The organism is Brevibacillus sp. NL20B1 (assembly GCF_018195675.1).
GTDB lineage: Bacteria > Bacillota > Bacilli > Brevibacillales > Brevibacillaceae > Brevibacillus > Brevibacillus aydinogluensis.
Genome location: NZ_JAGTPT010000006.1, coordinates 1 through 20086 on the forward strand (window position 1 = coordinate 1; position 20086 = coordinate 20086).

Sequence of the window (20086 nt, forward strand, 5' to 3'; positions counted from 1 at the left end):
CCTTCGCCCATATGTTTTGAAAACAATGTCTTGCCTGATTTTCCGGTTATGTGATTTTCTACAATATGCTTCCATCCATTACTAGAGGTTCCTTCCATTAAAACAGCCTTGCTATTATGCTTTAAAACCTTTCCCATTCCTGCTACTGCATCTGCAATGTCGCCTTTACCGTATTTCTTCAGAAAATTAAAAAGTTTTCCTGCTTTCGTTACTTTTCCAGCAGGAAAGAGCGATACGAGTGAGAGAATCTCGAAGTACAAAAAGAGGATGAGAAGCAAATTGCGCTCTCTCATCCTCTTTTCGCTTACATCTCCTGACGAGTGGGGGTGCTGCTGTCTTTTCCATTCTCAGTTCGCTTTTCCTTGATTTGTTTCAACGAGGCGACGATCAGAAAGCTGACGATGACAAGCAGAACCCAGGAACTGACCTTACCTACATGGACGAGACGCCAGCTGTCGGCTTGATTCGGGTATTCCCACGCGCTAAAAAAGGTGGCGACGTTCTCCGCAATCCAGATGAAGAAGCCGATCAGCACGAAGGAGAGGATAAGCGGCATCCGGTAGCGATGACGGCCGACCTCATAGGTAACCCAGGTTCGGCTAAAGACGACCAGCACCAAGCCAGCCAGCCACCAGCGAATGTCAACCCAAAAATGGTGGGTGAAGAAATTCAGGTAGATTGCAGCGGCAAGCGGGGCAACCAACCAGAGAGAAGGCCAACGAACCAGTTCTACCTTCAGGCGTCGCCAGGCCTGGCACAGGTAGCTGGCCACGCTGGCATACATAAATCCGCTGTAGAGAGGGACTCCGTACACCTTCGTCCAGCCTTCTTCCGGGTACGACCAGGACCCCATGCGCACCTTGAACAGTTCCAGCGCCAAACCGATCAAGTGGAAGACGGTGATCACCTTCAGCTCGTCGCGTGTTTCCAGACCGGAGCGCAGCATCCATACCTGCATGGCCAGGCAGATGATTAGCAGCCAGTCGTAACGGGGCAGCCAGGGAAGGTGAATGAACTTTGTCAGAGCCAGTGAGGCAAAGATGACCACAGGAAAGACACAGGACAGCGCCTGCTGCCAGCCGAAGCGTACCAGCTGCTGCATGGCATGGAATAATCGTCGTTTCAAATTGTTCACCTTCTACGCAGATTCACAAACGGTTATGTTGATTCTCTTTAGAACCTTACGTGTTTTCGTCGCTTTTATACTCTAAAATGTCTCCAGGCTGACAATCCAACGCCTTGCAAATCGCATCCAAAGTTGATAATCGAATTGCTTTTGCCTTTCCGTTTTTCAATATGGAAAGATTGGCCATTGTAATTCCGATCTTTTCCGATAGTTCTGTAACGCTCATTTTCCGCTTGGCCAGCATCACGTCAATATTGATAATAATCGCCACGTTACTCACCTCAGACCGTCAAATCATTTTCTGCTTTGATTTCGATAGCCTCCTGCAACAGCTTTTGGAGAACCGCAGCAAAAACGCCGATCACCATGGAGGCAAATATCAGGACCAATCCGATGACGATGATGCCTGGGGCGTCGTCAGCTTCAGCCATCAGATAGAGAAGCGGCATGCCTGCCATGTACAAAATACTGATGGTAATGGCACAGTATTTGATTTTCTGTAAAGCGACTACAGATAATTCTGAGAAGGCTTAATTTTGGTCAATATAGCTTAAAAGTTTAAACGCTTGATACAGCGCAACGTAAAAAGGGATCGCTGTTGCATACAAAAGGATAAAAACGAGATATTTCATCATCGCGATATTCGGATACAATTCAGCTGCGTAATTGGCGATCTCAGGCACCAAAAACAGGCACATGGCGAGAACTGGCATTCCAATCAGAATAACAGCTCCCTTTAAAAAGAGTGTTGTTCCTCGTCTCATAAAAAACCCCTCACTTTGCTGAATTCGCTTTGACTTTACCACTCAATTTATCGTTTTTCAATAAAAAAATGCCGTAAAAAGATATATTTTTGTTGTTTTTTTGTGGAACAAGGCGTTCCCGCGCTTACAAATACGGAAGCAGCCATTGAATCGTTACCTCCAATGGCTCTTTATCCCGATAGTAAAAAGAACCAAAACGCATAGCAGTTGTCTGGCAATGTTCTGCATCCAATATGCGAAAATGGAAAGAGGTGGAAATGCCTTGGGGTAAGAGCGTGGTTTTTGAAGCTGACACAGTGGAGGAAAAGAATCGGCACGAAAAAGGTATACGGATGGCGAACGGCTGAATAATGTAGAAAATAGACGGAAATTTACCAATTGAGATGACGTTCATTTTCGGTGTGAGAGGGGGCGTACCATGAATGTTGCGGTAAAACCCAGAGTTTTCATTGGCTCTTCCGCAGAGGGACACCGACTGGCACGAGCGCTCCATGCTTCACTGACACATGAAGCCCAGGTCACAATCTGGTCACATGGGATATTTCAACTAAATCAAACAGCGTTACAAAGTCTGTTGAATCACCTCGATGCGACAGATTTTGCCGTATTTATTTTCTCTCCGGACGATCGTACATATCTGCGGGGGGCGGAACTGACAGCAGCACGGGACAATGTGATTTTTGAACTTGGACTTTCCATTGGAAAACTTGGTGCTGACCGTGCTTTCTTCGTCAAGCCAAGAGGACTTGCAGACTTCCGCATTCCCACGGACTTGTTTGGCATTACTCCAGGTGAATACGAGATTGATCGAGACGACGATAACGCAATGTCAGCCGTCAGTGTGTTTGCCTATCAACTCAGTGAAATTATCAACAGGCTCGGCCGCAGACAGGATTCGCGTGATATAATGGAAAAAAACAAACGCCTCACCGCTCAAGTCAATTTTCTTTACTCGTTGGTAAAACACAGCAATCACACGGCGATTAAATACAATCGGGTCATGGAGAACTTTCTTGGTTCCTGTTCAACTCCCGACGGATTCAGCCCATCAGCGGCAACTCTATTTTCCCTCGTTGAAGATGAACTGGTACAAATCGGTCACGCCAGAGACGTAGATGAAGGAAAACGGTACAGCTTGGATCATAATGAGAGGTTCCCGGAGGATAAGAGTTGGGTTGTTGAGTCCTTCTTGTCCAACAAATCCATCATGGCTTTTAAAGAACAAAATACGGTTCGCGGTGAATACGAATATATCATCTGTATTCCGATTGCAAAAACGTTTGTGGTGACCGTCCATTTGCTTATCAATAGACAAGTGCCTGAAGAACGATACGATGCGCTGCTGGAACAGTTTATTGAAAAGGAAAACCAAGCAATCCTCAGTTCGTTAAATACGTTTCTGGAAAGGGGAGTTGAAGCATATGTTGAACAACAACCCGCGCAAATTTACTAAGATTGGCAGAAAGGTCAGAGCGTTCGTCGTTCATTCACCATCCGACTTTGCGATTACATTAAAAAGAAAAGCTGCGGTCCAGGCTGCCATGGAGGCCAGGAAAAAATATGCGAAACCCGATGAAAAGCTGTTTCAAGAAATTTACGCTGACGGTCCGAGTGTTACCAAGAATGATGACCATGTTCGAATTGTAGCAACGCGCAATGTTCATTTTGACGAACCGATGTTTGGATAAACAGGGGGCGACGAGCCTCCTTCATTTTTTAGGGGTGTTCGGGATTCATTCGGGTGCAGCGTTTGCAGCCATTATCGGTCCCTTGGCAGAAGTGTCAGTCATGATTGAAGTAGTAAACGTTACGCTTTGGTTTCATAAGAGATATTTCAACAATACAAACAATACAAAAGGAGAATAGATCATGGATAAAAAACCACTCGTGTATGCAGATGAACATTGCCCTGTTATTTCCAATAAAAACATCGTGAAATGGCATTGGGGTTTTGACAATCCTGCGAAAGCAACAGGAACCGAACAAGAAATTATGACTCGATACCGTACTGTACGTGATTCCATCAAAGCTCGCATTGAAAAATTTCTTGCTGAAGGTATCTAGGAAGTAGGGGCATTCGTAAACGACCATGCGATTCATGGTCGTTTACTTTAGAAAGAACATATAGCTAGGTATTCCTCATATGATTGATCACATATTTCGCATCTTTCCCAACCCCACGAAGTGTCGCTGATGCCAAAGAGCGTTGCCAAGGGAGTCCAACATAATACAGACCTTTTACAGTTGTACTGACGCCCTTATGATGCAAAGGGGAGCCATCTTTGTCCAAAGCATGAAGAGAGGAAAGGTAATTGACGTTCGGACGATAACCGGTGGCGAAGATGACGGTATCAACATGTTCTTCCGTACCGTCTGACCAAATAACGCCATCTTTCGTAAATTGGACAAACATCTCCTTCCGACTTGGCTTTTGATTCTCGATGGCTTTCTGGTATTTCCCCGTATCCAGGACACCCTCTGGTTTTGACTGAAGCAGCCATTTTCCAAAACCAGTTTGGTCGATCCCAAGCACCGTGACCCAGAAATGAACATCCTTACCGATAATTACCTGTGGCTTAAAGAGAATGGGCGAGCGTGTGGCAATGGTAACGTCTGCATGTGCTGCCAACTCGACTGCAATTTGGACCGCTGAGTTACCTGCCCCGACCACTACAATTCGTTGGTTTTGAAAGGGAAAGGGGTTTTTATAATCCTTGGAATGAAGAGTGGTCCCCTGAAAATGTTCAATCCCAAGAATATGAGGGATAAATGGACGACTAAATCCGCCCGTAGCAGCGATTACATTTTTTGCTTGGAATAATTCCCCCGATCCAGTTGCGAGCAAAAACAAATGTTTCTCCTTTTGAATATCAGTAACTGAGGTATTGGTCCGAATAGGCAAGTTAAAATATTGGGCGTAATGTATCAAATACGATACGACTTCATCTCGGACAGGATAGCGAGTGGGATCTCCTGGAAACGGCAGCCCGGGAAGGGAGGAGTAGCGAGCAGGGGAGAACAAGGTAAGGCTGTCATAATACTGTGGCCATGAGCCTGCAGGTTTATCAGCAGCTTCGAGAATAAGAAAATTAAGCTGCTGTTGTTGAAGGTGATAACCAGCCGCTAAACCAGCCTGACCGGCACCGATGACAATACAATCATAAATAGGGGGCACCTTAATCATTCCTTTCGCAAAATCGGATTATAACGATGTGATTTTTAGAAAAATATTATTAGTGTTCACTTACAACAATTGCGTATATAGGTACCAATTAATCTCTACATAAAGAATTTATAAAAATAACTTGCTAATTGCAAGTAATTCGTGTATAAATGGGTAAAGAGGTGAGGAAATGGATAATATACGTGAAATTTTACAGACGATGACTCGGCGTATTGGACTTCTAAATAAAAACTGTTGTTCAGTAGATGGAATTGACATATCGGTTGTGCAAAGCCACATCATATACGAAATCAACCGGAACCATCAGCCGTCCATGCAACAAATTGCTGAGATTTTAGGAATGGATGTCACGACATTCAGCCGCCAGGTTCAAGCATTGGTTGAAGCAGAACTCGTAAAAAAGACTCCGTATGCAGAAGACCGCAGGGTGCATATCCTTTCCTTAACGGAAAAAGGGAAACGCATTCATGATTATATTGATAGGCTAATGTGCTCGTATTATGAGGATATCTTTTCTCATATGAGCCAATTTGAAAAAGAAACGGTGATTCGTTCCCTACAATTGTTGAATCAAGCGATGGCTAGAACCAAGCAATGCTGCAATCCCATGGGTGATTAAACCCACTTTTCTTTCTAAAATACTTGTAAAATGCAAATAAATAGGGGTGGTGAACATGTGGCGCGAAGTTCTGGACAGTTTTTTATGGATCGCATTAGAGTTAACGGTATTGTTTATTGTGATCTCGTTTGCCATCAGTTTTCTCCAGAGCTTTATCCCTTATAAAAAGCTTGAAAATTTTTTGGCGGGGAAAAACACAGCCCTGGGTGCCTTTATGGTATTGGTATTCGCGTTCGTTACACCATTTTGCTCTTGCTCAACCATACCGGTGGTTGTGAACTTGTTAAACAAAAAAATCCGTTTCGGGATTGTGATGGTGTTCCTTTTCGCATCACCGGTGTTAGACCCAACTATAATTACCCTCATGGGAACAATGCTCGGGGTAAAAGTAGCGATTGCCTATACTGTCATTACTTCCGTGTTATCGGTGATCATCGGGTTTACCCTGGAACGATTAGGGTTTGAAACACAAGTTAAACAAGTTGTCATGACTGGATACAACGAGTCAAGCAAGTCCTTTAGCCTGAAAGCTGCCTTCGCCGAAACATTGGGACTGATAAAATCGGTTTATCCTTATCTCATTATTGGTGCTGCGATTGGATCTGTCATTCATGGTGCTGTACCTACCGAATGGATTACGACCTATATAGGTGGAGATAAGTGGTGGATGGTGCCAATCGCAGCCATTATTGGTATTCTGCTCTATATTCGACTCTCGACAATGATCCCCATTTCGCAAATTTTGATTGCAAAAGGAATGGCTCTTGGTCCAGTAATGGCGCTTATGATCAGTTCTGCGGGAGCAAGCTTGCCAGAGTTAACACTGCTTCACTCTATTTTTAAAAAGCGATTAGTTGGAGCGTTTGTTGTATCTGTGTTCACCATGTCCACCATGTCTGGATTTTTATTCTATATTATCTGAGGAGGAGTATAACATGGGATTCTTGAAAGGTTTGTTTGGAAAAAAAGAGGGTTCTTGTTGCAAGGTAAAAATCGAAGAGGTCAAGGATACAAAAGATTCTGTTTGCAGCCCAAATGAGTCGGAGGACTGTGAAAAGGGGGATTCCGGTCATGAACCTTTGCATTCGAGCTGCAAGTGCGGCAGATCTTGAATCAATCCTCACGATCTACAATCAAGGGATTGCTGACCGAATCGCGACCTTGGAATCAGAAGAGAAGGACTACACGTACATCAAAAAGTGGTTTGATGAACATCAGGGGCGATACGCCGTTCTTGTCGCAGAGATGAATGGTGCCGTCATTGGATGGGCTTCTCTTAACCGTTATTCGAATCGATGTGCCTATGACGGCGTCGCTGACTTATCAATCTATATTGAGCGGTCTTACCGAGGAAAAGGCGTCGGGAAGGTACTGTTAAACAGGCTTGAGGAGGTAGCGCGCGTCCAGAAATTTCACAAAATCGTGTTGTTTACCTTTCCGTTTAACGGACTTGGCCAAGGTCTTTACAGAAAATGCGGGTACCGTGTAGTCGGTGTGTTTCACAACCAAGGTATATTGGATGGAAACTTCGTTGATGTGATGGCCTTGGAAAAAATTCTTTGAGAGGATGGGGAGACATTCCTTGGACAGAAGGGCTGATAATGCTTACCTGGAGGGAACACCAGCGCGTACGAGTAATGCAGGTATTTTCATTACCTTCATGAGGGTAAAATTAAACACCTGAAAGCCGTAGATGATCAGATAGCCCAGCCCTTTTTGTGAGACGAGAAATTCGCCAACGATCACGCCCACCCAGGAGAGGCCGACGTTTACCTTGAGCGTGGAGAGAATTGTCGGAATCGTGGCGGGCAGGATCACCATCGTAAAGGTTTGCCGCTTGTTGGCGCCCAGCGTCTGGACTACCTTGACATAATTAGGATTCACTTCTTTGAAGCTGGTGTAGATCACGATCGTGGTAATGATGACGGAGATGGCGCAGCCCATCGCGATTACGGAGACCAGGCCGGGCCCCAGACCGACGATGAAGACGGGGCCGAGTGCCACCTTGGGCATGCTGTTGCCGACCACGAGATACGGCTCCAGCACCCGGGAGAGAAAGGGGGACCACCAGATCAGGGTGGCGAGCAGCGTGCCGAGCAGCGTGCCCAGCAGAAAGCCGACAACGGTCTCTCCCACGGTTATCGCTACGTGCGGCAGCAGGCTGCCGTCCAGGATCATCGACCAGAACAACTGCCACATTTTGGACGGGTAGCTGAAGATCAGCACGTTGATGGCGTTGGCACGGGCGAGCCCTTCCCAGATGCCGATGAACAGCAGAAACAGGGCCAGTTGGGTGGCGACGACCAGGCAGCGCTGTTTCGCCATCCGTCGCAAATGGTTGCGGTGGATCGCCTCAATCTCATGTGGCTGCATCGGTCACCACCTCCATCTCTTTCCACACCTGGTGAAACAACTCGTGAAACCCGGGACGATTGCGGGCGTCAAACGGCAGCGCATCGCGGATTGCTGGCGGCACGGCCACTTCGCTTCGGATGCGTCCGGGATTGCGCGCCAGGATGTACACCCGGTCGCCCATCGCAATTGACTCGGACAGGTCGTGCGTCACCAGTACGGCCGTTTTTTTGTGGCGGCGCAGCGTGGAGAAAATCAGGTCCTCCAGCTTCAGTTTGGTCTGGTAGTCCAGCGCCGAAAACGGTTCATCCAGCAGCAGGATGTCAGGCTGGCAGGCGAGTGTACGTACCAGCGCCACCCGCTGCCTCATCCCCCCGGAAAGCTGTGCCGGATACGCCTTGCGCACGTCGGCCAGTTCCATTTCCTCCAGCAGGTGCAGGGCGTACGCTTCCGTCTCCCGGCTGCGGATGCCCTGTATGTCCAGGCCGAGGAAGATGTTTTCCTCGATCGTGCGCCAGTTGAACAGAAAATCCTGCTGCAGCATGTAGCCCACCTGGCGGGAAGTGCCCTCCACCGGCCGTCCATCAATCAGAATCTTGCCTGCTGTCGGTTTTTCCAGCCCGGCGATCAGGGAGAGCAGTGTCGTTTTGCCGCAGCCGCTGGGGCCGACCAGGCAGATGAACTCGCCTTCCGCCACGCGCAGGTTGATGTCTTTGACCGCCATGAACGCGCGAGTGGTCGTGACGTAGAGATGGGTGACGTGACGCAGCTCGATTTTGGCCGGTTCAGAAAGAAGCTGGTTCATATCGCTTACTTCCCTTCCTTGGCGGTTTTGGCAAACGTGGTGTTGACCAGCTTGGCGTAATCGACGCGCTGTTTCAGTTCACCTGCCTGGTCCATGATCTCCTGCAGGAGGTTCCACTCAGATTCGTCGAGAATCGGGTCGGTGGCGTACGAGCCTTGCTCCAGATAGCGTTTGACAGAGCTTTCCAGAATCTCCGGACTGACCTCCTGGAAGTAGGGGGCGATCACCTGGGCGGTCTCTTTGGGAGAGTGGCTGGCCACCCATTGTTGCCCTTTGTAGATGGCATTGGTAAACTTTTGGATAGCGGCTTTCTGCTTCTCGAGATAACTTTGTTTGGCCATGTACGCGGTGTAGGGAACCGTGCCGCTTTCCTGGCCGAACGAAGCGACGACGTACCCGATGCCGTCTGCCTCGAATTGGGACGCCTGCGGCTCGAACAGCTGGACGTACTCTCCCGTCCCCGAGGCAAAAGCGGACGCGACGTTTTTGAATTCAATGTTTTGAATCAACTGCAGGTCGTTGTGCGGGTCAATGCCGTGCTTTTTCAGCACGTACTCGCCGACCATCTGCGGCATGCCGCCTTTTCGCTGGCCGAGAAAAACGCTGCCCTTCAGTTGGTCGAAGCTGAAGTGTTCCACTTTTTGGCGCGAGACGAGGAAGGTGCCGTCCGTCTGCGTCAATTGGGCAAAGGTGATAACCGGATCGGCCGCTCCCTGCTGGGCGACGTAAATGCTCGTCTCCGAACCGACCAGCGCCACGTCAATGCCGCCGGAGAGCAGGGCGGTCATGGTTTTGTCGCCGCCCCACGTGGTGGTCAGTTCCACGTCGAGCCCTTCTTCCTTGAAGAAGCCCTTTTCCAGCGCGACGTACTGGGGGGCGTAAAAGATCGATCGGGTTACTTCCCCGATCCGTATTTTTTCCGGGGCGTCGGCACAGCCGGTCAACAGCGCCGTCAGCGCCAGTCCGGCGGCAAGCCCCAGAGAGAGCAGTCGCTTCATCATCATCCCTCCTGACAAGGCAAGTGCCTGAACAATCTGCTTGATGTAGGGTATGCGCCCTCGGAAAAAAGGGTGAATGCCCAGCAACCTGACAGGCACCTGAACGTCAGAATGAAAAGGAGACCACTCGCAGCATGATCATTACCTTTCTGGGAACCGGATCGGGTGCTCCGTCGACGCGTCGAAACGTCAGCGGGATCGCCCTCCGCTTTATTCAAACAGGCAAGTGGTGGCTGTTTGACTGCGGTGAGGGCACACAGCACCAGATTTTGCGTTCCCCGCTAAAAGTAAGTCAATTGGAAAAAATCTTCATTACCCACCTGCACGGGGATCACCTGTACGGCTTGATCGGCCTGTTGGCCAGCCGCTCGCTGCGCAACGACGAAGCATCGGCGGTGGAACTGTACGGGCCGCCGGGCGTGGACCGCTACATCCAGGCGGTGATGGACGTAAGTCCCGTCCATCTGCATTACCCGCTTCATGTGCACATCGTCGAGGAAGGCACCATCTGGGAAAACGAAGCGTTCACGGTGTCCTGCCGCCGGGTGCAGCACCGGGTGCCGGCGTACGCCTATGCGGTGGTGGAAAAGGATCGCCCCGGCGCGTTTCTGGCGGACGCAGCCGAACAGGCGGGCATCCCGCAGGGGCCGCTGTACGGGGCGTTGAAGCGGGGGGAGCGGATCACCCTGCCAGACGGTCGTGTCTTTGACGGCCGCGATTTTGTCGGACCAGTCCAGCCGGGGCGCAAAGTGGTCTACAGCGGAGACACCCAGCCGTGCCGCGCCGTCCGGGAATTGGCGGCCGGTGCTGACCTGCTGATTCACGAGGCGACGTACGCCTACCGGGACAAGGAGCTGGCCGTGCGCAGCGGCCACTCCACGGCGCGGGAAGCGGCCCTTCTGGCCCGGGAAGCGGGGGTGAAGGCGCTCTGCCTCACCCACTTCAGCCCGCGCTATGAAAATGAAGACGGGGACCTGACAATGGCCGATCTCTTGGCGGAGGCCAGGGACGTCTTTCCCAATACGACGTTGGCGGAAGATCTGGCCAGCCTACCTGTAAAACGAGTGCGCGGCGGAGTGGGCGAAACGGCGAATCCCTGCTATAATGAATGATCATCATCAGGAAAGAGGGAGAGCATGAAACGGGTTACCTTTGCTACCCCGGAAGAACTGCGGGAACACTGTCTGCGGGAGAACCTGTCCCTGATCGTGGAGTACCGTGACGAGGAAAACCGGCAGCGGCAGGTCGTCCTGGAGGGAGAGCGGCTGAACGAGCTGGAAACCTACATCAACCGCCCAAAAGCAGAGGCGTACTTCCGCAGTGCCGGGATCTTTCACGAAGTGGTGGCCGGTTGGCGCTAACCGGCAGAGAACAGAGAGAACGGAAAGGTGAACAGGAGTGTATGGGAAACGACTTGGCGGGCCGCTCGCGGTTCGCTACGCCATGTTTGTGCTGGGGCTGTTCATTGGCGCATTTGGCTGCGTACTGACGATCAAGGCACACCTGGGCGTCTCGCCCTGGGATGTGCTGCACATCGGTCTGCAAAAAACGTTTGGACTGACCATCGGCATCTGGACGCAAATCGTAGGGGTCATCGTCATCCTGCTTTCGTATGTGCTGGCTAAGATCAAGCCGACGTTTGGCATGTTTTTGAATATGGTCTGCTTTGGCAGTTTTCTCGACTTTTTTCTCTGGCTGGACATTGTCCCGACAGCCGAAACCATGCTGGAACAGTATCTGATGCTGCTCGCCGGTTTGCTGATAATGGCCGTCGGCATCGGGATGTACATCTCGCCGCGGCTGGGCGCTGGACCGCGCGACAGTTTCATGCTGGCGATGAACGAACGGATGGGCTGGAGCATTCAAAAGGTACGCATCGCCATCGAGGTAACCGTCCTGTTGGCGGGTGCGGCCCTGGGCGGACCGGTGTCGATCGGCACCGTGCTGATCGCGCTGTTGACCGGTCCGCTGATCCAGCGCACGATCCCCTTCTGGCAGACCGTCATGCAAAAACCGTACGGGATGGCGCCTGCCCCCCAATCCAAAAAGCCTGCAGCTTCTTGATGGAGCGCAGGCTTTTTTGGCGTTTGCGAGCGTCAGGCCAGCCAAATTGGACGGTGCTGAAATGCAGGACATGGGCGTCCGTCCAATCAATCCACCCGTTTGGCTCATACCGTATGAGTAGTTGCCAACAAAGGAGGGGAAGCGTAATGAGTAGCCTGTTTAACGGCGGTTTCTTTGACGATTTTGCCTTGGTGCTGGTGTTGTTCGTATTGCTGACGATCGTCGGGTGCGCCTGCGACAACTAATCCAGGCACAACTGGCGGGTATGAGCAAACAGGGAGCGGACACGCGCTCCCTTTTGCTTTGCGCTTTTGCGGTGACGCAGCGCGGCGGACAGTTTGAACTGCGCTCAGACAATCGCCCTTTTTCTCGCTCCTGTGTGAACACCCAACCCAAAAGGCAGCATCTGTACATAGGATGATGCAGACATTCGTCACGACAGGGAGGAATCCAGGTGAAGATTTTGACGTTTCATCATCAAGCGCCGTTTGCCGACATTTTGGCGGAGCTGAAGGCGAAGTTGAAGTTGGCTACCCGGGCGGCGAAACAGCCGTGGCGCTGCTTTGACGACGTCTCCTGCATGTGCGTTCGCGATGAACTTTTTGAGATGTACCAGGACCACTTTTTACGGCACAATCCGATCGTGGAAGAAAACGTGGTGGTCAGGGTGCACTCGCAAGAAGAGGTGCCCTGGGGCGTGAAGTATGTCGGGGCGGAACGGTTGTGGAAGAGAAGCAAGGGAGCCGGCGTGAAGATCGCCGTCATCGATACAGGGATAGACCGCAATCATTTCGAGCTGCGCAATCGAGTGAAGGGAGGCATCGAACTGGTCCGGGGCAAACGCAACGGGCACGGCACCCATGTGGCCGGCATCATCGTAGCGGAAATGAACAAGCGGGGGATAGTCGGGGTCTCCCCGGAGGCTGATCTCTACGATGTGCGCACGTTCCGGGAGGACGGCACAGCCAGGTTGGCCGACATCATGCGGGCCTTGAACTGGTCGATCAAAAACAACATGGAGATCATCAACATGAGCTTCGGCATGCCGCAGTACAGCGAAGCGCTGGCGCGGATTGTCAAAAAGGCGGCGGACCGGGGAATCGTCATGGTGGCGTCAGCCGGCAACAACGGGGGACAGGTGGAATACCCGGCCCGGTATCGGGAGGTAATCGGTGTCGGGGCAGTGGCGCAAAACGGCAAGCTGGCGGAATTCAGCTCGCGCGGCAAAGGAATGACGACGACGGCGCCGGGCGTGGACATTTTGTCCACCTGGCCGGGCAACAGCTTCAAAAAGCTGAACGGGACGTCGATGGCGGCGCCGCACGTGACCGGATTGATCGCGCTGCGCCTGGCGCGGAAAAAATCGGCCGCGAGTTGACCGGCCAACGCCTAATAAAACGTCTAAAAAAGAGAGGCAGGCGATTCTTTATCGCCTGCCCTTTTGTGCCGTCCCGTGTTTGCCTGCGGTTACTGGTGCGTTTTTGTTTCGTAGTCTTGTTGGACGCGAAACCATATATTAAGATCATTGATAATGCTGGCCAATTCGTGAATTTCGCTGTTCAATTCGCAGGAGCGGGCGAAGTTTTCTTCCTCAAACATCTGTTTTTGCTTTTCGATGATAATGGCTTCCAACTGAATGATGCGATCGGGAATGGTTGCGCGAATTTCTTCCCACTCCAGCAGCATGCTGGCCCGTTCTTCCGGCGAATACTCGTCCCAGTCGTGGTAGAGGACGGGAAGCCGAACGCCCAGCCGTTCGTCGTACTGAAATTGATAACGCAAAGCCCTTTCACTCCTCTCCATTCACATCATATCAAAAAAGGAGCCGCAGGGGGAGGGGCCATGCCTGCCAAGAGGTGAACCAATGTGACGACTGCAGTCAACGGGCGCGTGCTGATTGACGCCGACGCCTGTCCGCGAAGCGCGCTGGAGATTGCCCGGGCGCTGTGCAAGGAAAAAGGGTGGCGCTGTGTCACCTTTGCCAGCTACCATCACCAGATTCACGGTGAAGATCACGTCGTGGTGGACGCCGGCCCCCAGGCAGTGGACATGAGGCTGGCCAACGAAGCGAAGGCGGGCGACATCGTCGTCACCCAGGACATCGGACTGGCCGCACTCGTGCTGGGGAAACGGTCCAAGGCCGTGACACCGCACGGGTCCGTGTTTGATGCGGAACGGATCACGTTCCAATTGGAAGAACGAAACGAAAAAGCGCGCTTCCGCCGGGGAGGCGGGCGAACCCGCGGACCGTCTGCACGCACACAGCAGGACGATCAGCGGTTTGCGGCCGCACTGCGTGCGTTGATGGAGGAGGGGGAATGAGGCTGCCTCGCCATATGGCCGATCCCCTGTGAGGAAGCCGGACGAAGGCGTCTGTCCTGTCACGCCCGCTCAGGCAAATAACCGAATTCCTGCATCAGGCCCAGCCATTTTTCCACGCTGGGCTTGTTCTTTTTGTCCCGGGGCAGGACGATGTAGGCGGACCGTTTGGGCGGTCTGTTGCCGACAATGGTGATTTCCTTCAGTGTTCCGTTGGCGAGGTCGGCCTGCACCGTCGAACGGGTTAGCAGGCTGACGCCCAGGCCTTCCTTTACCAGGTCGATGGCCAGTTCCGCCTTGTCCACGTGGAGTTTGGGGACAAAGCTGCGCGGCAGCGTCTGCCGCATCCACTGGTCAAACGGCGGCCCCCAATTCATGAAGAGCAAAGGGAGGTTGCGCAGTTCGCGAGCGTCCACATGTGGCGCTGTGATAATCGAGTCGTCCGGGGGACTGACCAGGACGATCTCGTCTTCCCAGGCGGGAATGACCTCAAAGTTGGGCAGAGACGGCGGCACGTAGACGATCCCGATTTGGATCACGTTGTCCAGGAGAAATTGGATTACGTCGGCGGAGTGCCCCGTCTTGGTGCTGATGGCAATGTGCGGATAGCGGTAGTGGTACTCCTTGAGTATCGGCTCCAGGATGGCGGTCCAGATTGAATTCAGGCTGCCGATGGAGAGGTAATCCTCGTACGGTTGGAGGGCAGCCACTTCGTTCAGCGCCTCGGTGGCGAGCTTCAGGATGCGTTCGGCGTACGGCAGCAGCGTCAAACCGGCCTGGGTGATCTTCACGCTGCGTTTGTCCCGGGTGAACAGCGGCTTGCCTACTTTTTCTTCCAGTTGTTTGATTCTCGTCGTAACGGTCGATTGGACAACGTGCAGCATTTCTGCCGCTTTTGTAAAGTTTTTCGTTTGCGCCACGGTATAAAAGGCACGTAACTGTTCGAAATCCATGCGCTGTGTTCCCTCTTATCACATTCTTTGATAACTCTGTGCAAAATTGTTCGTTTCTCAAATTATACCAGCTTTCGTAAGCTGGGAGTATCGCGAAATGTCAGACAGAAGACAGAGTGAGTGTGATAGAGATGAAGAGACGCGTGTGGAGGGAAACGCCGATTTCCGTCAAGCTGCTGCTGGTCACCTCGTTTTTGATGAACCTGGGGTTTTACGCGCTGATTCCATACCTGACCCTGTACTTGACAGGCAGCATCGGATGGACGGTGGCGATGGCTGGCCTCGTGCTTGGCGTGCGACAATTCTCGCAGCAGGGATTTGCCTTTCTCGGCGGGGTGGTGGCTGACACCTTTGGCTACAAGGGTACCATGGTATTGGGCCTGTTGATTCGCGCCGCAGGTTTTGCCCTGTTTGCGTTTTGTACAGCGCCGTGGCAGTTTTTTCTGGCGGCCGTTCTCTCCGGATTGGGCGGCTCGCTGTTTGAACCGGCCATGTCGGCCGCCTTTGCCGTGCTGACTCCCGATTCGATTCGCAAGGACGTGTTTGCCTTTCGCAACGTGCTGACCAACGTCGGCGTTGTCGGCTCCCAGGTCGTGGGGACCGCTTTGGCCGCCTTCGATTTTACGTACCTGTCGCTGTTTGCCGGGGCGATTTTTGCGGGAAACGGGCTGATCGCGCTGTTCCTGCTGCAGCCGATCGAAGTGAAGCACGAGCGGCACGGCATCTGGGCGAGCATGGCGCTGGTCGTACGGGACAGGCGCTTCGTCCGCTACACGTTGATCCTGATGGGCTACTACTACCTCAACATGCAGCTGTTTCTCACCATACCGCAACTTGCGCAGGACGTGACGCACAGCAAAACCGCCGTCGGCATCGTCTTGTCGTCCGTCTCCGTTTCCGTCATTTTGCTGCAGATGAAGGTCAGCCAGTGGCTGGAGGGATACCCGCAGCGCCTCACCCTGATTGGATTGGGCACATTTGTCATGGGATTCGGCTTGTTTTTGCTGGCGTTTGCTGATACGCTGTGGATGTTGGTCGCCGATGCACTCTTGTTCGCCCTGGGCACGATGATCGCCGTACCTCATATGATGGACATGGTGCAGCGTTTTGCGCCGCCCGAGCACGTCGGTGCCTACTACGGCTTCAATGGGTATTCGCTGGCGATCGGCGGTTCCGTGGGCCAGTTTGCCGGCGGTTGGGTGTATGATCTGGCACAGCGGCAGGAGATGCCCTGGCTGCCGTGGATGTTGTGCCTGTTTGTCGGCCTTTGGGTAGCCTGGAAGCTGTACCGGATGGAGCAGGAAATGGCTCAATCCAAAAGCGACTGTGTGAGGATGGCACGATCCTGAAAAATTTTTTGTGCTGACTTGAAACTTTTTCCAACTCCCGCTCGTATATAACGGTAGAGATGGTTGGCACAAGAGAAAGGGAGGGAATCACAAATGGATGACATGAAGAAACTGAAACGGATGCTGCTTGTAACCAGTTCCCTTGGGTTTGCCGTCTTTGCCATGGTGGTCATTACGGAGATCGTGCGCGTAGCCATGTAACACATGATTGCACGACGACTGCTAGCATGAATTGCTTGCGAAAACGAAAAGCTTGCGGTTCCTCACAGGCCGCAAGCTTTTCTTTGTGAATAGACGCGCAACACGAAATTGATTTGGTTTGGCTTGATGCGATCAGGAAATGGCCTGCGCCACCATCCAGCGGTGCATCCGCTTGTCAGGCAGCGTTTTGATCCGTCAAGCCGTTCTTTTTCTTGATCCGCAGTTGGTAGATGAGGATGCAGATCACGAGGAACGGAATCCCGCAGTATAGCGCGATCCGCTGCTCCGAATCGAATGCCAGGCTGATCAGAACCGTGATGTTGAGGATCAGCGAAATCATCGGAAGCACCGGGTAGAGCGGTGTCCGGAATTTCAGGTCCTGCAGCGAACCGCCGTTTCGCAGGTATTGGCGGCGGAATGCGATCTGGGACAGGGAGATGGAAATCCAGCCAACCTGTGCCCCGAGACCGGCGATGGACAGCAGGATCATAAACACGGTGTCTTCTGCGATGAAGCCGGACAAGAGCGACAGCAGGGAAATGGCGAAGGTGATCAGGAGCGCCTGCATCGGAATCCCCTTGTGGTTGACTGTCGCCAGTTTGTCACTGGCCATGCCGTCTTTGGACAGGGAGTAGAGCATCCGGGTGGCTGCGTAGAGTCCGGAGTTGGCCACGGACAACAGCGCTGTCAGCACGACGAAGTTCATGATGTCGGCCGCATACGGAATGCCGATGCTGTCGAAGACGACGACAAACGGACTTTCAATCACGCCCGCCTGCTGGTAGGGGATCATGCCGGCCAGGACGAAGATCGCCAGCACGAAAAAGACAAGCGTGCGCCAAACGGTGTTGCGAATCGATTGGGGAATCGTCTTTTCCGGCTCCTTGCTCTCGCCGGCGGCAATACCGATCAGTTCCGTTCCCTGGAATGAAAAGTTGACAGTGATCATCGTCAGCAAGAGACCGGTAATCCCGTTGGGCAGCAGCGGGCTGTCCAGGTAATGGGAGAGCATCGGAACGGGTTGGCCGTTTTTCATGTCGATCAGGCCAAACATGGCGGCGCCACCCAGAATGATGAACAGGATGATAGCGCTTACCTTAATGCTCGAAAACCAGAATTCCGTCTCCCCGAACGCCCGTGCGGAAAGCGCATTTAATACGAACAGGACGGCACCGAATATCGCGCACCACATCCATACTGGTGAATCGGGAAACCAGCGCTGCATCAGCAGGCCCGAAGACAAAAGTTCCAGCGCAACCGTAACGGCCCAGCCCAACCAGTACAGCCAGCCGACGGCAAAGCCGAGCGACGGACTGACAAACCGGGTCAAGTAGGTCTGGAACGAACCGGACACCGGCATTGCCACGGCCAGCTCGCCCAGGCAGAGCATCGTCAGATACATGATCAGACCGCCAACCATGTAGGAGACAATCGTCCCGATCGGCCCCGCCTGGCTGATGGTATAGCCGGAGCCCAGGAACAGGCCGGTTCCGATTACGCCGCCGAGCGAAATCATGAACAGGTGGCGGCTGCTCATCGCTCGGTTCAATTCGTTGTGGTGCTCTTTTCGTGATGTCATGTAACCCTCTCCTTCAGGAAATTCAGGAATGGTACAATCAGCCTTGTACAACCTGCGAGGACAAGTATTATGCAAGGAGTGTACCAAGTCGGAATTGTCATACGTTTGCGTACAATCGCAAAAATAGAGTCAGCTTGTGCAAACGTATTGGGCAATTAGCGCAAAAAAATTCGTCACTCGCCAAAAAAGTTGGCGCACCTCACGTATGCTTGACTCCCAGTTTGCGCAGGCGGTACTGCAGGCTCTGCCGGCTGATGCCCAACTCCCTGGCGGAGCGGGAGATGTTGCCCTTGTGCTTTTCAACCACGCGCTGAATGTAGTATGCCTCAAACTCACGCATTTTTTCTTTCAGCGGCTTGATCTCATCCGCTAATGGCTGAACCGGCATCTTTTCCTTGGCGGCACTTCCTGTGCGGCGCAAAAAGTGATAGGGCAGATGCGCGGTGGTGATGACCGTTTCGTCCGTCATCAGGTTCATCGCGCCTTCGATGACATGCTGAAGCTCCCGCACGTTTCCGGGCCAGTCGTGAGAGAGGAAAAAGCGCATGACCTCCTCGCTGATCCCTGTCACGTCCATCTGAAACAGCTGGTTGTACTTGCAGATAAAATGGTTAACAAGCAGGGGAATGTCCTCTTTTCGCTCGCGCAACGGCGGGATGAAAAGCGTGACCACGCCCAGCCGGTAATACAGGTCCTTGCGCAGCCGCTGCTGGGAGATCGCCTCGATGGGGTCTTCGTTCAGCGCGGCGATGATGCGCACGTCGATCGCCCGGTCCTTGGTGTCGCCGATGCGCCGGATCGACTTTTCCTGCAGGGCGCGCAACAATTTGGCCTGCAGTGGCATACTAAGCGAGTTAATCTCGTCCAAAAACAGCGTGCCGCCTTCCGCCTGCTCAAACAGACCCGGCCGTTCCACCGCGCCGGTAAAGGCGCCGCGCGCTGTGCCGAAGAGCAGCCCCTCAATCAGGGTATCGGGCAGGGCGGCGCAATTTTGCGAGATAAACGGCCCTCCCGCGCGCAGGCTGGCGTTGTGGATGCTCTGCACGAACAGCTCCTTGCCCGCGCCGGTTTCACCCACTACCAACACGGAAGACGAGGTTCGCGCCGCCCGTTTGGCGCTTTCGATCACTTCCCGAATGGATGGGCTGTCGCCGATAATGGTGTCAAATGTGTAGCGGGCGCCGTTTTTGTCCCACAGATTTTCGCGGATCAGCCGCTCCATCTTGGTGACATCGTTGGCAATCTCCATCGCCCCGATGATCCGGCCGTCTTCCATCAGCGGGAAGGTATTGTTGATGGTTGTGATTTCTATCCCCTTGTCGTTAAAATAGGTTTGCCGAACGTTGCGCACGCTTTTGCCCGTTCGCAGGCAGCGAAGGAGCGTGCTCTCCTGCCCCTGCGGAAACTGGAACACCTCTGTCAGCGGCCTGTTCAGTACGTCGTGCTTGTTCATCGCCTCCAGTTCCGACATCTTGCGGTTGTACACGATGGATGTCCCCTGGGCGTCAATCACGTGTACCCCTTCGCTGATGTTGTCGAGAATGTGTGCGTAGATGCGCAAGAAGGTTTCATGCGATTCGTTCGCCATCAAAATGCACCTGCCTGTCATTTCTACGAAGGTTATCATACCATTAGGTAGAGGCGTGTGCAAAATGATTCTGCACTGATGCGAAAAATTGCGGGGGACATGCAAAAAAATTTTGCCGGTAGAGGAAGGGAATTGCGCAATAGCAACGCTGCGGCAAGATTTGGTTCGGTTGGCATCGTTCTTGA

At 52.7% G+C, this 20086-nt stretch carries 23 protein-coding genes and 2 pseudogenes; 13 read left to right on the forward strand and 12 right to left on the reverse strand.

Features of this window, described 5'->3' with window-relative positions; translation table 11 throughout:
- The 4 genes and pseudogenes from KDN35_RS05625 to KDN35_RS05640 form a co-directional block, all read right to left on the reverse strand.
- Positions 1 to 293: hypothetical protein (locus KDN35_RS05625; protein ID WP_481752765.1), on the reverse strand; the 293-nt coding region annotated here is incomplete at its 3' end.
- Between the two features lie 11 nt (positions 294 to 304).
- Complete coding sequence (locus tag KDN35_RS05630) at positions 305 to 1102, reverse strand: DUF817 domain-containing protein (RefSeq protein WP_212132337.1); 798 nt, start codon at positions 1100 to 1102, stop codon at positions 305 to 307.
- A 79-nt stretch (positions 1103 to 1181) separates the two neighbouring features.
- Positions 1182 to 1397, reverse strand: coding sequence for a helix-turn-helix domain-containing protein (locus tag KDN35_RS05635; protein ID WP_171565696.1), 216 nt, complete (start codon positions 1395 to 1397; stop codon positions 1182 to 1184).
- A gap of 10 nt (positions 1398 to 1407) precedes the next feature.
- Positions 1408 to 1890 (reverse strand): annotated as a pseudogene (locus tag KDN35_RS05640) (DUF2975 domain-containing protein).
- 418 nt (positions 1891 to 2308) lie between these two features.
- Between KDN35_RS05640 and KDN35_RS05645 the strand changes: the two are divergent.
- The 3 genes and pseudogenes from KDN35_RS05645 to KDN35_RS05655 form a co-directional block, all read left to right on the forward strand.
- Complete coding sequence (locus KDN35_RS05645) at positions 2309 to 3343, forward strand: TIR domain-containing protein (RefSeq protein ID WP_171565694.1); 1035 nt, start codon at positions 2309 to 2311, stop codon at positions 3341 to 3343.
- On the forward strand, positions 3312 to 3578 hold the full coding sequence (locus KDN35_RS05650) for a hypothetical protein (protein ID WP_171565693.1): 267 nt from the start codon (positions 3312 to 3314) through the stop codon (positions 3576 to 3578). The genes KDN35_RS05645 and KDN35_RS05650 overlap by 32 nt, the downstream gene beginning before the upstream one ends.
- Positions 3579 to 3780: 202 nt before the next feature.
- Positions 3781 to 3954: pseudogene (locus KDN35_RS05655) on the forward strand (low molecular weight phosphatase family protein); the annotation flags it as partial.
- Between the two features lie 64 nt (positions 3955 to 4018).
- On the opposite strand, the gene KDN35_RS05660 reads toward KDN35_RS05655, so the two are convergent.
- A complete protein-coding gene (locus KDN35_RS05660; RefSeq protein WP_216369379.1) occupies positions 4019 to 5074 on the reverse strand; it encodes a flavin-containing monooxygenase in 1056 nt (351 codons plus the stop codon).
- A gap of 169 nt (positions 5075 to 5243) precedes the next feature.
- On the opposite strand from KDN35_RS05660, the gene KDN35_RS05665 reads away from it, so the two are divergent.
- From KDN35_RS05665 to KDN35_RS05675, 3 genes are all read left to right on the forward strand, one after another.
- The gene (locus KDN35_RS05665) at positions 5244 to 5693 is read left to right on the forward strand and encodes a MarR family winged helix-turn-helix transcriptional regulator (protein WP_171565691.1); all 450 of its coding nucleotides are present in this window, start codon (positions 5244 to 5246) and stop codon (positions 5691 to 5693) included.
- 55 nt (positions 5694 to 5748) lie between these two features.
- The gene (locus KDN35_RS05670) at positions 5749 to 6615 is read left to right on the forward strand and encodes a permease (RefSeq protein ID WP_212132338.1); all 867 of its coding nucleotides are present in this window, start codon (positions 5749 to 5751) and stop codon (positions 6613 to 6615) included.
- Positions 6616 to 6764: 149 nt separating this feature from the next.
- Positions 6765 to 7256: an arsinothricin resistance N-acetyltransferase ArsN1 family A gene (locus tag KDN35_RS05675; RefSeq protein WP_249178946.1), complete on the forward strand. Its 492-nt coding sequence runs from the start codon at positions 6765 to 6767 to the stop codon at positions 7254 to 7256.
- 42 nt (positions 7257 to 7298) lie between these two features.
- Here the strand turns inward: KDN35_RS05675 and KDN35_RS05680 are convergent, their stop codons facing one another.
- Genes KDN35_RS05680 through KDN35_RS05690 form a run of 3 tightly spaced genes read right to left on the reverse strand, consistent with a single transcriptional unit; the run spans position 7299 to position 9848 of the window.
- The gene (locus tag KDN35_RS05680) at positions 7299 to 8066 is read right to left on the reverse strand and encodes an ABC transporter permease (protein WP_212132340.1); all 768 of its coding nucleotides are present in this window, start codon (positions 8064 to 8066) and stop codon (positions 7299 to 7301) included.
- Positions 8053 to 8850, reverse strand: a complete 798-nt coding sequence (locus KDN35_RS05685) for an ABC transporter ATP-binding protein (RefSeq protein WP_212132341.1) — start codon at positions 8848 to 8850, stop codon at positions 8053 to 8055. The genes KDN35_RS05680 and KDN35_RS05685 overlap by 14 nt, the downstream gene beginning before the upstream one ends.
- A gap of 5 nt (positions 8851 to 8855) precedes the next feature.
- The gene (locus KDN35_RS05690; protein ID WP_171565687.1) at positions 8856 to 9848 is read right to left on the reverse strand and encodes an ABC transporter substrate-binding protein; all 993 of its coding nucleotides are present in this window, start codon (positions 9846 to 9848) and stop codon (positions 8856 to 8858) included.
- 134 nt (positions 9849 to 9982) lie between these two features.
- Here KDN35_RS05690 and rnz point away from each other — a divergent pair, with 134 nt between their 5' ends.
- From rnz to KDN35_RS05715, 5 genes are all read left to right on the forward strand, one after another.
- The gene (gene rnz / locus KDN35_RS05695) at positions 9983 to 10960 is read left to right on the forward strand and encodes a ribonuclease Z (RefSeq protein WP_171565686.1); all 978 of its coding nucleotides are present in this window, start codon (positions 9983 to 9985) and stop codon (positions 10958 to 10960) included.
- 24 nt (positions 10961 to 10984) lie between these two features.
- Positions 10985 to 11209, forward strand: a complete 225-nt coding sequence (locus KDN35_RS05700; RefSeq protein WP_171565685.1) for a hypothetical protein — start codon at positions 10985 to 10987, stop codon at positions 11207 to 11209.
- Positions 11210 to 11291: 82 nt separating this feature from the next.
- Positions 11292 to 11912 carry a YczE/YyaS/YitT family protein gene (locus KDN35_RS05705; protein WP_171565709.1) on the forward strand — a complete coding sequence of 207 codons (621 nt, stop codon included), beginning with the start codon at positions 11292 to 11294 and terminating at the stop codon, positions 11910 to 11912.
- Positions 11913 to 12058: 146 nt separating this feature from the next.
- The gene (locus KDN35_RS05710; RefSeq protein ID WP_029099369.1) at positions 12059 to 12157 is read left to right on the forward strand and encodes a YjcZ family sporulation protein; all 99 of its coding nucleotides are present in this window, start codon (positions 12059 to 12061) and stop codon (positions 12155 to 12157) included.
- Between the two features lie 209 nt (positions 12158 to 12366).
- Positions 12367 to 13290, forward strand: coding sequence for a S8 family peptidase (locus KDN35_RS05715; protein ID WP_171565684.1), 924 nt, complete (start codon positions 12367 to 12369; stop codon positions 13288 to 13290).
- Between the two features lie 89 nt (positions 13291 to 13379).
- Here the strand turns inward: KDN35_RS05715 and KDN35_RS05720 are convergent, their stop codons facing one another.
- Positions 13380 to 13694 carry a hypothetical protein gene (locus KDN35_RS05720; RefSeq protein ID WP_230076823.1) on the reverse strand — a complete coding sequence of 105 codons (315 nt, stop codon included), beginning with the start codon at positions 13692 to 13694 and terminating at the stop codon, positions 13380 to 13382.
- Between the two features lie 84 nt (positions 13695 to 13778).
- On the opposite strand from KDN35_RS05720, the gene KDN35_RS05725 reads away from it, so the two are divergent.
- The gene (locus tag KDN35_RS05725) at positions 13779 to 14234 is read left to right on the forward strand and encodes a DUF188 domain-containing protein (RefSeq protein WP_171565682.1); all 456 of its coding nucleotides are present in this window, start codon (positions 13779 to 13781) and stop codon (positions 14232 to 14234) included.
- A gap of 59 nt (positions 14235 to 14293) precedes the next feature.
- On the opposite strand, the gene KDN35_RS05730 is transcribed toward KDN35_RS05725, so the two are convergent.
- Positions 14294 to 15184, reverse strand: a complete 891-nt coding sequence (locus KDN35_RS05730; RefSeq protein WP_171565681.1) for a LysR family transcriptional regulator — start codon at positions 15182 to 15184, stop codon at positions 14294 to 14296.
- Positions 15185 to 15315: 131 nt separating this feature from the next.
- Between KDN35_RS05730 and KDN35_RS05735 the strand changes: the two genes are divergently transcribed.
- Complete coding sequence (locus KDN35_RS05735) at positions 15316 to 16533, forward strand: MDR family MFS transporter (protein ID WP_212132342.1); 1218 nt, start codon at positions 15316 to 15318, stop codon at positions 16531 to 16533.
- A gap of 376 nt (positions 16534 to 16909) precedes the next feature.
- Here the strand turns inward: KDN35_RS05735 and KDN35_RS05740 are convergent, their stop codons facing one another.
- Both KDN35_RS05740 and KDN35_RS05745 read right to left on the reverse strand, forming a co-directional pair.
- A complete protein-coding gene (locus tag KDN35_RS05740; RefSeq protein ID WP_212132343.1) occupies positions 16910 to 18313 on the reverse strand; it encodes an amino acid permease in 1404 nt (467 codons plus the stop codon).
- A 199-nt stretch (positions 18314 to 18512) separates the two neighbouring features.
- Positions 18513 to 19901 carry a sigma-54 interaction domain-containing protein gene (locus KDN35_RS05745; protein ID WP_212132344.1) on the reverse strand — a complete coding sequence of 463 codons (1389 nt, stop codon included), beginning with the start codon at positions 19899 to 19901 and terminating at the stop codon, positions 18513 to 18515.
- Positions 19902 to 20086 lie beyond the last annotated feature (185 nt).

Bases quoted from the DNA above. Each gene is read 5' to 3' on its own strand.
- KDN35_RS05630 (WP_212132337.1), bottom strand. From the start codon at position 1,102: ATGCAGCAGCTGGTACGCTTCGGCTGGCAGCAGGCGCTGTCCTGTGTC.
- KDN35_RS05645 (WP_171565694.1), top strand. From the start codon at position 2,309: ATGAATGTTGCGGTAAAACCCAGAGTTTTCATTGGCTCTTCCGCAGAG.
- KDN35_RS05650 (WP_171565693.1), top strand. From the start codon at position 3,312: ATGTTGAACAACAACCCGCGCAAATTTACTAAGATTGGCAGAAAGGTC.
- KDN35_RS05660 (WP_216369379.1), bottom strand. From the start codon at position 5,074: ATGATTAAGGTGCCCCCTATTTATGATTGTATTGTCATCGGTGCCGGT.
- KDN35_RS05665 (WP_171565691.1), top strand. From the start codon at position 5,244: ATGGATAATATACGTGAAATTTTACAGACGATGACTCGGCGTATTGGA.
- KDN35_RS05670 (WP_212132338.1), top strand. From the start codon at position 5,749: ATGTGGCGCGAAGTTCTGGACAGTTTTTTATGGATCGCATTAGAGTTA.
- KDN35_RS05675 (WP_249178946.1), top strand. From the start codon at position 6,765: ATGAACCTTTGCATTCGAGCTGCAAGTGCGGCAGATCTTGAATCAATC.
- KDN35_RS05680 (WP_212132340.1), bottom strand. From the start codon at position 8,066: ATGCAGCCACATGAGATTGAGGCGATCCACCGCAACCATTTGCGACGG.
- KDN35_RS05685 (WP_212132341.1), bottom strand. From the start codon at position 8,850: ATGAACCAGCTTCTTTCTGAACCGGCCAAAATCGAGCTGCGTCACGTC.
- KDN35_RS05690 (WP_171565687.1), bottom strand. From the start codon at position 9,848: ATGAAGCGACTGCTCTCTCTGGGGCTTGCCGCCGGACTGGCGCTGACG.
- rnz (WP_171565686.1), top strand. From the start codon at position 9,983: ATGATCATTACCTTTCTGGGAACCGGATCGGGTGCTCCGTCGACGCGT.
- KDN35_RS05700 (WP_171565685.1), top strand. From the start codon at position 10,985: ATGAAACGGGTTACCTTTGCTACCCCGGAAGAACTGCGGGAACACTGT.
- KDN35_RS05705 (WP_171565709.1), top strand. From the start codon at position 11,292: ATGTTTGTGCTGGGGCTGTTCATTGGCGCATTTGGCTGCGTACTGACG.
- KDN35_RS05710 (WP_029099369.1), top strand. From the start codon at position 12,059: ATGAGTAGCCTGTTTAACGGCGGTTTCTTTGACGATTTTGCCTTGGTG.
- KDN35_RS05730 (WP_171565681.1), bottom strand. From the start codon at position 15,184: ATGGATTTCGAACAGTTACGTGCCTTTTATACCGTGGCGCAAACGAAA.
- KDN35_RS05735 (WP_212132342.1), top strand. From the start codon at position 15,316: ATGAAGAGACGCGTGTGGAGGGAAACGCCGATTTCCGTCAAGCTGCTG.
- KDN35_RS05740 (WP_212132343.1), bottom strand. From the start codon at position 18,313: ATGACATCACGAAAAGAGCACCACAACGAATTGAACCGAGCGATGAGC.
- KDN35_RS05745 (WP_212132344.1), bottom strand. From the start codon at position 19,901: ATGGCGAACGAATCGCATGAAACCTTCTTGCGCATCTACGCACACATT.